This is a genomic window from Bacteroides sp. CAG:633, from assembly GCF_000435115.1.
GTDB classification, from domain to species: Bacteria; Bacteroidota; Bacteroidia; order Bacteroidales; family Bacteroidaceae; genus Bacteroides; species Bacteroides ndongoniae.
On record NZ_FR883096.1, the window covers coordinates 53,342 to 65,912 of the forward strand.

Annotated in this window: 13 protein-coding genes; 11 read left to right on the forward strand and 2 right to left on the reverse strand. The window is 48.4% G+C overall.

Annotated features, from left to right (window positions below; all coding sequences use genetic code 11):
• Window positions 1-78 precede the first annotated feature (78 nt).
• The 4 genes from QVP67_RS10165 to QVP67_RS10180 all read left to right on the forward strand — a co-directional run bounded on the left by QVP67_RS10165 (window position 79) and on the right by QVP67_RS10180 (window position 5,566).
• On the forward strand, window positions 79-2,985 hold the full coding sequence (locus QVP67_RS10165) for a golvesin C-terminal-like domain-containing protein (protein WP_022163452.1): 2,907 nt from the start codon (window positions 79-81) through the stop codon (window positions 2,983-2,985).
• A gap of 192 nt (window positions 2,986-3,177) precedes the next feature.
• On the forward strand, window positions 3,178-3,501 hold the full coding sequence (locus tag QVP67_RS10170; protein ID WP_022163453.1) for a hypothetical protein: 324 nt from the start codon (window positions 3,178-3,180) through the stop codon (window positions 3,499-3,501).
• Window positions 3,498-3,722 (forward strand): sulfurtransferase TusA family protein, encoded by a 225-nt coding sequence (locus QVP67_RS10175; protein ID WP_022163454.1) that lies wholly within the window; start codon window positions 3,498-3,500, stop codon window positions 3,720-3,722. The genes QVP67_RS10170 and QVP67_RS10175 overlap by 4 nt, the downstream gene beginning before the upstream one ends.
• Complete coding sequence (locus QVP67_RS10180; protein ID WP_022163455.1) at window positions 3,719-5,566, forward strand: YgiQ family radical SAM protein; 1,848 nt, start codon at window positions 3,719-3,721, stop codon at window positions 5,564-5,566. The genes QVP67_RS10175 and QVP67_RS10180 overlap by 4 nt, the downstream gene beginning before the upstream one ends.
• 59 nt (window positions 5,567-5,625) lie before the next feature.
• Here the strand turns inward: QVP67_RS10180 and QVP67_RS10185 are convergent, their stop codons facing one another.
• Window positions 5,626-7,179, reverse strand: a complete 1,554-nt coding sequence (locus QVP67_RS10185) for an ATP-binding protein (RefSeq protein WP_288180104.1) — start codon at window positions 7,177-7,179, stop codon at window positions 5,626-5,628.
• A gap of 422 nt (window positions 7,180-7,601) precedes the next feature.
• Between QVP67_RS10185 and QVP67_RS10190 the strand changes: the two genes are divergently transcribed.
• From QVP67_RS10190 to QVP67_RS10220, 7 genes are all read left to right on the forward strand, one after another.
• Window positions 7,602-8,510, forward strand: coding sequence for an Abi family protein (locus QVP67_RS10190; protein WP_022163458.1), 909 nt, complete (start codon window positions 7,602-7,604; stop codon window positions 8,508-8,510).
• Window positions 8,511-8,826: 316 nt separating this feature from the next.
• A complete protein-coding gene (locus tag QVP67_RS10195) occupies window positions 8,827-9,021 on the forward strand; it encodes a hypothetical protein (RefSeq protein WP_288180106.1) in 195 nt (64 codons plus the stop codon).
• Window positions 9,022-9,042: 21 nt separating this feature from the next.
• A complete protein-coding gene (locus tag QVP67_RS10200; RefSeq protein ID WP_288180107.1) occupies window positions 9,043-10,434 on the forward strand; it encodes a hypothetical protein in 1,392 nt (463 codons plus the stop codon).
• An 86-nt stretch (window positions 10,435-10,520) separates the two neighbouring features.
• Window positions 10,521-10,799, forward strand: coding sequence for a PqqD family protein (locus QVP67_RS10205; protein ID WP_022163462.1), 279 nt, complete (start codon window positions 10,521-10,523; stop codon window positions 10,797-10,799).
• Between the two features lie 87 nt (window positions 10,800-10,886).
• Window positions 10,887-11,090, forward strand: coding sequence for a hypothetical protein (locus QVP67_RS10210; RefSeq protein WP_022163463.1), 204 nt, complete (start codon window positions 10,887-10,889; stop codon window positions 11,088-11,090).
• A gap of 18 nt (window positions 11,091-11,108) precedes the next feature.
• On the forward strand, window positions 11,109-11,426 hold the full coding sequence (locus QVP67_RS10215) for a type II toxin-antitoxin system RelE/ParE family toxin (protein ID WP_022163464.1): 318 nt from the start codon (window positions 11,109-11,111) through the stop codon (window positions 11,424-11,426).
• A 7-nt stretch (window positions 11,427-11,433) separates the two neighbouring features.
• Window positions 11,434-11,742 (forward strand): HigA family addiction module antitoxin, encoded by a 309-nt coding sequence (locus QVP67_RS10220; RefSeq protein ID WP_022163465.1) that lies wholly within the window; start codon window positions 11,434-11,436, stop codon window positions 11,740-11,742.
• A 259-nt stretch (window positions 11,743-12,001) separates the two neighbouring features.
• On the opposite strand, the gene QVP67_RS10225 is transcribed toward QVP67_RS10220, so the two are convergent.
• On the reverse strand, window positions 12,002-12,571 hold a 570-nt coding region (locus tag QVP67_RS10225), incomplete at its 5' end, for an ATP-binding cassette domain-containing protein (RefSeq protein WP_288180108.1).

Genomic DNA, 12,571 nt, shown 5'->3' on the forward strand with positions numbered 1-12,571 from the left:
ATGACATTAACATAATGAATATACTTCCCCATTTTGACACATCCTCCTTCCTGTCACTTTATTACAAGAATTTTCCCGATGAAGAAATTCGCGTTTTCTTTTCTTCTTTGTCTGGCAGCCGCCAGCTTGCACGCACAAGACATCGAACGCAATGTCGAAGAGCGGCTACAGAATTTTTTCCACAACTACACCTGCTCGGCTACCCGTCTCGGCACATGCCGCCTGGACAGTTTCCGCATCGACTATTCCCGGAAAGAGATACATATTTATGCCGGCGACCGCTTTGCCAACCAGCCCTTCCGCCCCGAAATCGCCGACGGAATCTATCGCAGCATCCGTCAGCTTCTGCCCGGACCGGTGAACTATTTCGACATTACTCTGTATGCCGAAGGCCGAAGCATCGAAGACCTTATTCCCAACTTCTACCGCAAAGGGAAAAAAGACAAGAAACGCCTGTTTCATAACCTCGAATCCAAGACTGCTCCGTGGGTCAGTAGCCTTTCCCGTCCTTACGACATCACCCGCGGCCTTGCCGGACGTCATATCGCCATCTGGCAAAGTCACGGTCAGTACTACATCAACAGCAAGAACCAATGGGGCTGGCAACGTCCCCGGTTGTTCTGCACCACCGAAGATCAGTTCACCCAGTCCTTTGTATTGCCCTATCTCATCCCCATGCTCGAAAACGCCGGAGCCTGTGTCTATACGCCACGCGAGCGCGACACACAGTCCCACGAAGTCATCGTCGACAACGACGGTGCTCCCGTAAAGACGCGTTCCATCTATTTCGAAGAGAAAAGCCGGAAAGCCCGCTGGACTGATACCTCCCTGCCAGGATTCGCCTGGCGGAAAACCGTCTACCGGGATGGAGAGAATCCCTTTACCGACGGCACTGCCCGCTTTGCCCGCACCGAAAAGAAAAAAGAAAAAGCCTTCGCCGAATGGATTCCCGACATCCCCGAAACCGGCGAATATGCCGTATACGTATCCTACCAGACCCTGCCCGAGAGCGTCAGCGATGCCAAATACCTGGTCTTTCACAACGGTGGAGTCACCGAGTTCAAAGTCAACCAGCAAATCGGGGGCGGTACCTGGGTTTATCTGGGTACGTTCTCGTTCGATAAGGGAGTCAACGATTACGGCATGGTTGTCCTGAGCAACGAAAGTCAGGAAAACGGGGTGGTCTGTGCCGATGCAGTCCGCTTCGGAGGAGGAATGGGGAACATAGCCAGGGGCGGACAGACCAGCGGACTTCCCCGCTACCTCGAAGGAGCCCGTTACGCAGCCCAATGGGCCGGCATGCCTGCACAGGTCTACGGCCGCCCCGAAGCCGATAACGACTATGCCGACGACATCAACGCCCGTTCGCGCACCATCAACTACCTGTCCGGTGGTTCCGTCTTCAATCCCGATGAGCCGGGCAAGGGAATCCCGTTCGAAATGAGCATGGCACTCCACAGCGACGCCGGAGTCAGCAAGGAGGACTGTATCATCGGTACCCTGGGCATCTATACCACCCGTACCGTCGACGAACCACTGGGTGCCGGTACCGACCGCTATGCTTCCCGCGACCTCTCCGACCTGCTGCTCTCCCAACTCCAGCGCGACCTCCGCTCTACGTTCAACGTCGACTGGACACGCCGCAGCATGTGGAACCGCAACTACAGCGAAACCCGCCTCCCCGTCGTTCCCTCTACCATTGTCGAATTGTTGTCCCACCAGAACTTTGCCGACATGCGGCTGGGACACGACCCGCATTTCAAGTTCACCGTCGGACGCTCGCTCTACAAAGCCATTCTGAAATATCTGTGCACCCAGCACGACCGCCCCTATGTCGTACAGCCCCTGCCGGTCAACCGCTTTGCCGCTCAGTTCGGTCGTAAAAAGAACACGGTCGAGCTTTCTTGGAAACCGGTTGCAGACCCTGCCGAACCGACAGCCAGTCCGAACGAATACATTGTCTACACACGCATCGGACGAGGCGGTTTCGACAACGGTGTACGCGTCAGCAGTCCCTCCTATACCATGAAGATAGAACCGGGCATCATCTATTCTTTCAAAGTGACTGCCGTCAACCGGGGCGGTGAAAGTTTTCCATCCGAGATTCTGTCGGTCTACAAAGCCCGCCACGAAGAAAAACAAGTGCTCATCGTCAACGGATTCGACCGCATCAGTGGTCCTGCCGTCCTCAGCAACGATGTGCAGGCAGGGTTCGACCTGACACAGGATATCGGCGTGCCTTACCTTTACGACATCTCCCTCTGCGGCTACCAGCAGGACTTCAACCGTAAGAATGCCGGCACCACCCTGGGCGAAAGCGGCGACGAACTGGAAGGAATAAAAATAGCAGGCAACCGTTTCGACTATCCCTTCATCCACGGCAAGGCCATACAGGCCGCAGGCAGATACAGCTTCGTATCGTGCAGCGACGAAGCCGTCGAAGAAGGACACGTCAGCCTCGAAGATTATCCCATCGTCGACTATATCCTGGGCATGGAGAAAGACGACCGCGACAGCAATCCTGCCCGCAATGTCTATTATAAGACTTTCTCCTTCCCCATGCAGCGGGCTCTTACTTCCTACTGCCAGTCAGGTGGCCGTCTGCTGGTCAGCGGTGCATACGTTGCCAGCGACATGAACAGCTCGCAAGGCGAACGCACATTCACACAGGATGTATTAAAATACAGATATGCCGGACAGTTCAAACCCGGCGGCAATCCGATTTCCGTTCAGGGCCTGGGCCGCAACCTGAGCATTCCCAGTGCCCCCAACAGTTCGACCTGCCCCATCGCTTCGGCCGACTGCCTCCAACCCACTGCACCCGCCTTTGCCGCCATGGTCTACACCGACAGCCGCACCGCCTCGGCCGTTGCCTACAAAGGAAACGATTACCGGACGTTCGTCATGGGATTCCCCTTCGAGTCTGTCCGTTCCGAATCAGACAGGGCAGGCATCATGGCATCCATACTGAAGTTTTTTGAATAATCAAAAAAAACTTCTATCTTTGCCACAAACGAAATACGGAAGGAGTTAATGAGCTTTTAAGTTTTTGAGTTTTTAAGTTGATGAGTTGATGAATTTTTAAGTTAAAGTAAAACGATCACTTACAAACTCAAAACCCAAAAACTCAAAAACTCAAGAACTCAGAAACTCAAAAAACTTAAAAACTCAAAAGCCATGTACACCATACAAGCCAACCCCAGCGGGACACGCAGCATCGAGGTTTCCGACGAGAATCTCTCTACGATCGAAAGATACGGTCTTTTCCGCCATCTGATTGACAGCAACGGCATTGTCGACGAGACCGTTCTCGACAAACTGAAACTGAACATCCGTTCCCTGATTGCTTCTCAGGAAGAGAACTGCAAGGACCTGCTCGACCTGTGCATCGACGTTATCTACCACAACAATATGAAGGCATTTGGTCTGCAGCAGCTCATCAAGTTGTACCTCCAATGGCTTCCCAACCAGACGCCCTCAGAAGAAGACGAAGAAGAATGAAAACAGTCAATACCTGCGGACAACGGCATTACAGTCCACTCATCCCCGCCATGAAAGCGATATGCGAAGCAGCCGAAGGCGAGCAGTTAGAAATCATCATGGATGATTCCCTGGCATTCAACGACCTGAAGGAATATCTTTCAGAGCAGCAGATCGGCTTCCGCGAAATCTACAACGGCGAACAGCTGACTTTACAATTCATCCCCTCTCCCCGCCCATGAAAGAATACCGGCTTACAGACTGGTTGCCCACTACCAAAAAAGAAGTGGAACTCCGTGGATGGGACGAATTGGATGTCATCCTTTTCAGCGGCGATGCTTACGTAGACCACCCCTCGTTCGGTGCGGCTGTCATTGGCCGTATCCTCGAAGCTGAAGGCCTGCGGGTAGCCATTGTACCCCAACCCAACTGGCGCGACGACCTGCGCGATTTCAAGAAGCTGGGACGCCCTCGCCTGTTTTTCGGCATCAGTGCCGGCTGCATGGACTCGATGGTCAACAAATATACGGCCAACAAGCGTCTGCGCAGCGACGATGCCTATACTCCCGATGCCCGTCCGGACATGCGGCCCGAATATCCGTCTATCGTCTATACCCAAATACTGAAGCGTCTCTATCCCGATGTCCCCGTCGTACTCGGAGGCATCGAAGCCAGTATGCGCCGGCTCACGCACTACGACTACTGGCAGGACAAGGTGCTGCCCAGCATTCTGGTAGATAGCGGTGCCGATGCCCTTATCTACGGCATGGGCGAAAAGCCTGTTGTCGAACTTGTCCGCCGGCTGTCCGCTGCCGGTACCGAACCATGTACCGTCGGTCCGCACTTCCGGCAATGTATTGCCGACATTCCCCAGATGGCTTACCTCGACGCCCATCCCGTTTCGCACGAAGACGACATCCTTCTCTTCTCTCACGAAGAATGCCTGAAAGACAAGAAAAAACAGGCGGCCAACTTCCGGCACATCGAGGAAGAGAGCAACAAGTACGCCGCTTCGCGCATCCTGCAGGTAGTAGGCCGTCAGACGGTCGTCGTCAATCCGCCCTATCCGCCGCTTACCGAAGCCGAACTCGACCACTCGTTCGACCTGCCCTATACCCGGCTGCCGCATCCCAAGTACAAGGGAAAACGCATCCCCGCCTACGACATGATCAAGTTTTCGGTCAACATCCATCGGGGCTGTTTCGGAGGCTGCGCTTTCTGCACCATCTCTGCCCATCAGGGCAAGTTCATCGTCAGCCGCTCCAAGGAAAGCATCCTGCGCGAAGTCAAGGCCATCATGCAGCTGCCCGACTTCAAAGGTTACCTCAGCGACCTGGGTGGTCCCAGTGCTAACATGTACCGCATGCATGGCAACAATCCCGAGCTCTGCCACAAGTGCAAGCGTCCGTCGTGTATCCATCCGCAGGTGTGCCCCAACCTGAACACCGACCACCGCCCGCTGCTCGACATTTACCATGCTGTCGACGCCCTGCCGGGCATAAAAAAGTCATTCATCGGCAGTGGCGTACGCTACGACCTGCTGTTGCACGAAAGCAAAGACCCGGAAATCAACCGCAGCACCCGTCAGTATACCCACGAGCTTATTGCCCGCCATGTCAGCGGCCGGCTGAAAGTAGCACCCGAACATACGTCCGACCGTGTGCTCCGCATCATGCGGAAACCGTCGTTCAGCCAGTTCGAAACCTTCAAGAAGCAGTTCGATGCCATCAACCGCCAGGAAGGATTGCGCCAGCAGCTCATTCCCTATTTCATCTCCAGCCACCCCGGCTGCAAGGAAGAAGATATGGCCGAGCTTGCCGTCATCACCCGCCGTCTGAACTTCCAACTGGAGCAGGTGCAAGACTTCACGCCCACCCCCATGACGGTCTCCACCGAAACATGGTATACGGGCTACCATCCTTACACCCTCGAACCCGTGTTCAGTGCCCGTACCCAACGCGAGAAACTGGCTCAGCGCCTGTTCTTCTTCTGGTACAAACCCGAAGAACGCAAAAACATCCTCAACGAGCTTCGCCGCATCGGCCGTACGGATCTGATCGATAAGCTGTATGGGAAGAAGAGGTAGGAGGCCTCACCCCCACCCCCTCTCCCAAAGAGAGGGGAGCACCATGCGGCATGTCCCTTTTATCCCACGATTTTCCAGTCTTCAATGCAACGGGTAGCGGTAGAGAAGTTAATTCCTATTTTGTACAATTTGCGCGGATTGGTCGCGAACGGTCTGGCATACCCTTTTTCCTCAATCTGTTGCAAAGCTTTTTCTACAGAAGAATTGATTTTTAACTCAATAATGTAAATATACTCCTTCGTCTGAACAGTCAGATCTATACGTCCACTACTTGTAGCACGTTCAACCTGCACATCCATACCTATTAAATCGAGTATGATATACATCGCATATTGGAAGTTTTTCTCTGCATTGCCTTGTATCTGATAACTTATATTGGCGAAAAATGCTGTCAGATAATTCATAAAGTCTTCCGGTCTTCCTTTTATAAGCGCTGTGCGCATCTTAGGAATTTTAGCTTTACTTTCTTCAGGATTCGATGAACGCAGATAATAAGTAATCAGCGAATTAAGGAACCCTTCTTTTACCTCTCCGTTTGGATATCCAAGCGTGTATAGTCTACTGTCCGGATCGTAACTTTTAATTGTCAGGTAACCCGTCTGAAACAAAAGTGGAACCGGATTATCAACGATAGAATCAGCCCCATTGAGAGACGATGCAATCACTTCCTGATTATCAAGAGTCGTAATGTCAAACGTTGTCTTTCGCAACACATCGACAAGCAAAGAGGGCGTACCAGTCTCAAACCAATAGTTTCCATATTCCCTGTCTTGCAGAGAGTTTAAAAGACTAAATGGATTATATACCCCCTCACTGTCTGGGTGGAAACGATACCCGTCGTACTGTTCTTTAAGTTTCCGGTAACAGGTTTCCTTTGAAATTTTATGCTCAGCAGCCATCATCGCAATACTTTCATCGAAGTATTTCTGCAATTCAGCTTCAGAAATGCCACAAAGGTCTGCATACTGAAATACCATAGATATGTCTTTTAAGTTGTTCATTCCGCTGAACACACTGACTTTACCTATTTTAGACACGCCCGTCAGAAAAGCGAACTTAATCTTTTCATCCTTGACTTTCAAGGTACTGTAAAATCCCTGAAGTACAGCTCTGTATGTTTCTCTTAATTCTTCATTCGTAAGGTTGTCTTCAATCGGCTTGCCATACTCGTCAATAAGGACTACCACTTTATGTCCGGTTACTTCGTATGCGGCATCAATAATCTGTCTGAATCTGAGTCCCGGAAGATCGGACTGAGCGGTTATTCCGTATTTGTCTTCCCATTCGGTCAGAACCTGATTCAACATCTTCTGAAGATCAGATTCAGCTTTGTAGGCAACTCCACTGAAGTCAATATGCAGTACAGGATATTCCGTCCAGTCCTTTTCAAAAGATTCAATGGCAAGTCCTCTAAAAAGCTCTTTTTCACCTTTAAAATATGCCTCCAACGTGGAAGTCAACAGACTTTTGCCAAACCTGCGAGGACGGCTAAGAAAATAGTATTTTCCTGTGGACACAAGATGATACATCAATGCAGTCTTGTCCACATATAAATATCCGCCTTCGCGAATTTCTTTGAAGCTCTGAATACCAACCGGATATAGCATAGTCATATTTCCTGTGATATAATTTATTGGAATACTACTTTAGAATAACCTTTGTATACAAAGGTACATCATCTATCCTAATCTACCAAAATCTTTTAGTCAAAAAGGTCGAAATAAGCTTCCCTACCTTTTTATTGCACCACAGATTACACAGAGTGCCATAGAGGCCTCTTACCTCCAGAATACCAAGTCCAACCATCTGTAATCCGTGCCTAAAAATAACAAGATGGCAGTTACTTTTAGTTTTGACACCCTCTGCCCAACGGGCGAAGTGGTAGGCTTTACGTAACAGGGATATATTATATAAAAAGAAAAGCAGATGAAAGTTTTGTCGGACAGAAAAAATGTGTTATCTTTGCGACAACATGCTTACCCCGCTTCCCGTAAGAACAGCGCGCTCAGGGTGAGCTTTTTATTTTTATATACCCATGACAACGAATAAGGTACCTTATCCCAAGCATCTCATATCCTTTACAGACCAGATAAACCTGCTCAAACAAAGAGGAATGGTTTTCGAGGATGAACCGAAAGCCCTGCACCTGTTACAGAATATCAGTTATTATCGTTTGAGCGGTTATTGGTATCCTCTACTGACAGACAAACAACAGCATATTTTCAAACCGGGTAGCACATTTGAAACGGCCTATAACATCTATAAGTTTGACAGTGAACTCCGCAAACTGATTATTGCAGAGATTGAAAAAATAGAGGTTGCAGTCCGTACACAAACAGCATATATCCTTTCTTTACAGTATGGTTCGTACTGGTTTGAAGATTCCTCGCTTTTCTCAAACCCAGTCCGCCATGCAAAGTTACTGTCAAAAATTGACAACGAATACAGCCGCAGCGATGAAGAATTCATCAAATCATTCAAGTCGAAATATTCCAACCATTTCCCGCCAAGCTGGATAACAATGGAAATAACCTCATTCGGAACGCTTTCCATATTATACGAAAATCTCTTGCCTGGAAAAATCAAGCGTTCCATAGCTGCATATTTCGGACTGGCTGATAAGGTTTTCGCATCATGGTTGCATAGTGTTGTGTATGTGCGGAATATTTGTGCACACCACAGCCGCTTGTGGAACAAGACTTTAAGCATCCGTCCATTAATGCCACGCTCTCCGCGCAATACTTTCATCAAATTGCCGGCCAGCGGAACACCGCAGGTCTATTTTATATTGAGCATGATTATATACTTGCTGAATACAATCAATCCCAACCATTCAATTATTTCGAGATTCAACGCTCTCTTGAGTCGTTATCCGACCATTGATGTCCGGGCCATGGGTTTCCCGGACGATTGGAAAAACGAGAGTCTTTGGAAAGATAAATGATTCAGAAATAAATCTTTTAGTCAAAAAGGTCGAAATAAGCTTCCCTACCTTTTTATTGCACCACAGATTACACAGAGTGCCATAGAGGCCTCTTACCTCCAGAATACCAAGTCCAACCATCTGTAATAATCTGTGTAATCTTGTGCTGCAAACAACTCTGCGCCACTCCGTTTCCTCCGTGGTGCCCCTCCTTTGACTTTCTGACACATCAACATGACCATTTGGCACTCATTCTTCTCCTCCAACTTTCTGATTTTCATTATGAATCCTTACTTTTGCATCGAATATTTGACTTAAAAAAGAGAATAAAATGGATATGAAAAAGAAAGAATACACTAAACCAAGTATAAGGCTGGTGGAATGGGAGTTCAGTGAGGCTGTCTGCCAGACGGTAACGACAACAAGTTATACAAAGTGCCTCAAAATCACCAAAGGTACTGGAACTTCTGTATTTGAAAACAGGAATGATATAAATGCTGTTGGAGATTGGAACCGTGTAGGTTCAAGATAATAACAGATTTCACAAAATTTTATGTTACACGTCATTGAAAAAAACAAAAACATTTCAATAATGAAACATTTTTCTATTTTCTATACTCTATGCCTCTTTTTGTTATTGCCAACCGCATCATGTACTGACAATGACGACATCCGAAGAGCAGAACCGGGCATCTATTACATCGGAAAAGATTTGAATGCAGTGGTGTCCAGCCAAACAAGAGGCATTAATTCCGGTGATTATGAATTTGATACGAACTATGATTATGATTATATTTATCTTCATAAAATAGGTTCAGAAGAATGTATTAAAATTCCTGTTTATGAGAATTGCCCTAGCAACACGGGAACTATATGTAATAAAGGCTTCCGTTATCGAGTTGAAGTAGACGAATCAGGAAACGCGACTATCACTCCATTAGATAAAGAAGGAAACGCTATTGAAGGAAGCAGCTCTATCACATTAGAAGATAGTGAACAATGTTACTTTTCTTCTTGGCCGAAAGATGAATGGGCAATGCATGATGGACAATTCTCAGAAGAGAGATGGGCGGGGCAGAATGAGTCCTATTACCTTTATTATCGAGACAAGGAAGTGAATAAGGAAATCTTTCGTAGCGGTGCGGGTAATGATTATCAGAATCATGATATTGTAGATTTAACGACCAATGGAGATTTAAGCTTAACCAGAGCTTGTGCATCTTTCGCAGCTGCAGTTTTGATATACGATAAAAATAATCCTTTTCAGATGGGTGAAGTTACAAACTATCCCACATCAGATGCGAAATTTACAGAAATTATGGGAGATGCTCCCAGCAATTGGTATATAAAAATCTATATTGGAGGTGAATGCTTTGCAACAGATCACAATATTGAAACGGGCGAATTGTCTACCGACCTCCCCAATGGCTATTACTCCAGTGGTGATGCCACTAAATTCGGCGAAGGTGATATTGTTGGAAAAGAATATTTGCCATTCGTCCAAAAAGAGTTCACTAATGCTAAATCTGCGTACCAAGGTTTCGGTTATGTAAGTGAACATACAAATACATTGTTTTCCCCTGTAACGGGTATGAATAGACCACATGTTTATCTTCTCGTCAAACACTGGACTGGTCCTGGAGAACCAGATGAAGCATGGCTCAAGAGTGACGTTGGAGCTTTACAAACAGAAATAGTCACTCAGGGAACTTTACATAACCCACGGAATGCAGATGCATATATTACGGGGCTTGCAATCGAATTGGCTGTATTTAAAAAGGCGTGGGAAGACAATTATGGCCCTCTAACTCCTTCTACTGGTAGCGAATCAAGCAATGCGTCATCCCTTGCGACCCACTCCACCATCACCCGTAGCCCCTCCGGTGATCCAGTTCGTTCCTTTACTTTGCCAGAGGACGCCATCGTTATTCAGGAAGTATACTAATTCTTTATAAACCTAAAAGAGGGGTGTGTCATACTTACATTACCATGACACACCCCTCTTAACTTGTATATCTCAACTAACTATATATGAAAGCAACCATCCACCCCGACTACCTCATCCGTACCATCGCCGGCGAACACATCCTCATCGGATGCGGCGAACAGATCAACCTTTCCCACATGCTGATGATCAACGAAACAGCCGTTTTCCTCATCCGAAAATTACAGGAAGGCATCGCCAGCACCGAAGCCCTCGCCCAATGCCTCACCGAGGAGTACAACGTCACCTACCCCGAAGCACTGGCCGACACCGAAGCACTCATCCGACAGTTAGCGGAGCAAGGAGTAGTGGTGATCAGCGAATAAGTAGCCCCACAGATACCACCGATTAACACAGACTAAATCGTTTACTAATTTCCTTTAGGCACAGCGTGGGTCAATGCCCCTGGAGGCATGAACCGTACGGACGGTGCATCCGTCATTCCCCTGCCGGGTTACCTGAAGACCGCCTACCACGTGACCGGCACGCAGGAAACGCCTGTCGGCATGGAGGAAGGCAACGGACAGATTGAGAAACGGGAAACTTATGGCTGTTATATAAAATATTCCACTTTTTTAGTGGATATATGGGAGAGATCCCTTATCTTTGCTACGTGAATAACAATACGGAAAGCAATGGAGATAAACTTTGATAAGGACTATTTGCGCCAGTTGTACGAGGAAGGGAAGACGACAGACAAGAAACATCGTTTTCAACCGCATATCGTGGCACGCTATCAGTTGCGCATCAAAGTGCTGGAACAAGCAAGAAGCGTTGAGGAACTTTACGCCATCTGTTCACTCCATTACGAAGTATTGAAAGGTGACAAGGCTGGTATTTCCTCCATCCGGGTGAACGACCAGTACCGCATTGAGTTCACGGTAGAACAGGTTTCATCGGAAACGATAGTGACTATCTGCAATATACTGGAATTATCGAATCATTATAAATAGAGTAATTATGGGAAAATACATCTGTCAACGCCCTATACATCCGGGCGAACTGCTGAAAGAAGAGACCGAAGAACGTAAGCTCTCGCAACGTAGGTTGGCCGAGCAGATGGGCATCTCCTACAAGGTGCTGAACGACATTCTCAACTGCCGTAGGCCGATTACTACACAGACAGCGATGCTCTTCGAGGCGGCATTGGGTATCAGTGCTTCGCTACTGATGCGGATGCAGCTCGACTGCAACATGCAGCAGGCAGCCGCAGACCCCTCTTTTATGGAGCGACTGAAGCAAGTGCGGAAGTATGCCGCCATGCTGTAGCTCGCAACACACCGAAAGTTTCATGTGAAAGTGTGTCAAAACCCAAAGTGGCTGACCTTTTGTTATTTCCAGGCACGGATTACACGGAAATTCACGGATAAAACTGCGTGAGTATTTAAGTACCGATTAACACAGACTAAATAATCTGTGATAATCTGCGTTCATCTGCGTTTCACCCCTCACACAATCCTCTGTGCAACTCCGTGTCCTCTGTGGTGAAATTTCCCCATTAGCCTCGCTCAAAACCTCTTTTGTTTTTTTACATAGAAGTATACTCTTCATTCTTCATTTTCACCACCTGTCCGCATCGCTCCGCCACTGCCGCATGATGCGTCACAAAAATAAAGGTCCGGTCCGTATAATCCCGTTCCAGGTTCTCCATCAATATCCGTTCCGTCTCCTCATCCAGCGCCGATGTCGCTTCGTCCAGCAACAATATCGGACTGTTGCGCAACAAAGCGCGGGCAATGGCAATTCGCTGCGCCTGCCCTTCACTCAGTCCGCTGCCCTGTTCCCCGATAAACGAATCCAGCCCGTTGGGCAACGCATACACAAAATCCGCTACAGCTGTCCGCAAAGCCCTGCACATTTCTTCCCCCGTCGCTTCCGGATTTCCCATCCGCAAGTTCTCACGGATCGTCCCGCTGAACAACGTGTTCCCTTGAGGCACATACGTAAAGTTACACCGCGTACGCGCCGACACCTCCACCGTCTCCTTTCCCGTCTTCAGCCGGATAGCTCCCGCCTGCGGTTTGTCGAACGCCAGCAACAGTCGCACCAGTGTTGTCTTGCCCGTTCCGGTCTCGCCCATCACCGCCGTACGGCTCCC

Excerpts from the sequence above, each read along its gene's own strand:
- QVP67_RS10165 (WP_022163452.1), top strand. The coding sequence starts at position 79 with ATGAAGAAATTCGCGTTTTCTTTTCTTCTTTGTCTGGCAGCCGCCAGC.
- QVP67_RS10185 (WP_288180104.1), bottom strand. The coding sequence starts at position 7,179 with ATGACTATGCTATATCCGGTTGGTATTCAGAGCTTCAAAGAAATTCGC.
- QVP67_RS10195 (WP_288180106.1), top strand. The coding sequence starts at position 8,827 with ATGAAAAAGAAAGAATACACTAAACCAAGTATAAGGCTGGTGGAATGG.
- QVP67_RS10170 (WP_022163453.1), top strand. The coding sequence starts at position 3,178 with ATGTACACCATACAAGCCAACCCCAGCGGGACACGCAGCATCGAGGTT.
- QVP67_RS10205 (WP_022163462.1), top strand. The coding sequence starts at position 10,521 with ATGAAAGCAACCATCCACCCCGACTACCTCATCCGTACCATCGCCGGC.
- QVP67_RS10215 (WP_022163464.1), top strand. The coding sequence starts at position 11,109 with ATGGAGATAAACTTTGATAAGGACTATTTGCGCCAGTTGTACGAGGAA.
- QVP67_RS10200 (WP_288180107.1), top strand. The coding sequence starts at position 9,043 with ATGTTACACGTCATTGAAAAAAACAAAAACATTTCAATAATGAAACAT.
- QVP67_RS10175 (WP_022163454.1), top strand. The coding sequence starts at position 3,498 with ATGAAAACAGTCAATACCTGCGGACAACGGCATTACAGTCCACTCATC.
- QVP67_RS10180 (WP_022163455.1), top strand. The coding sequence starts at position 3,719 with ATGAAAGAATACCGGCTTACAGACTGGTTGCCCACTACCAAAAAAGAA.
- QVP67_RS10220 (WP_022163465.1), top strand. The coding sequence starts at position 11,434 with ATGGGAAAATACATCTGTCAACGCCCTATACATCCGGGCGAACTGCTG.
- QVP67_RS10190 (WP_022163458.1), top strand. The coding sequence starts at position 7,602 with ATGACAACGAATAAGGTACCTTATCCCAAGCATCTCATATCCTTTACA.
- QVP67_RS10210 (WP_022163463.1), top strand. The coding sequence starts at position 10,887 with ATGAACCGTACGGACGGTGCATCCGTCATTCCCCTGCCGGGTTACCTG.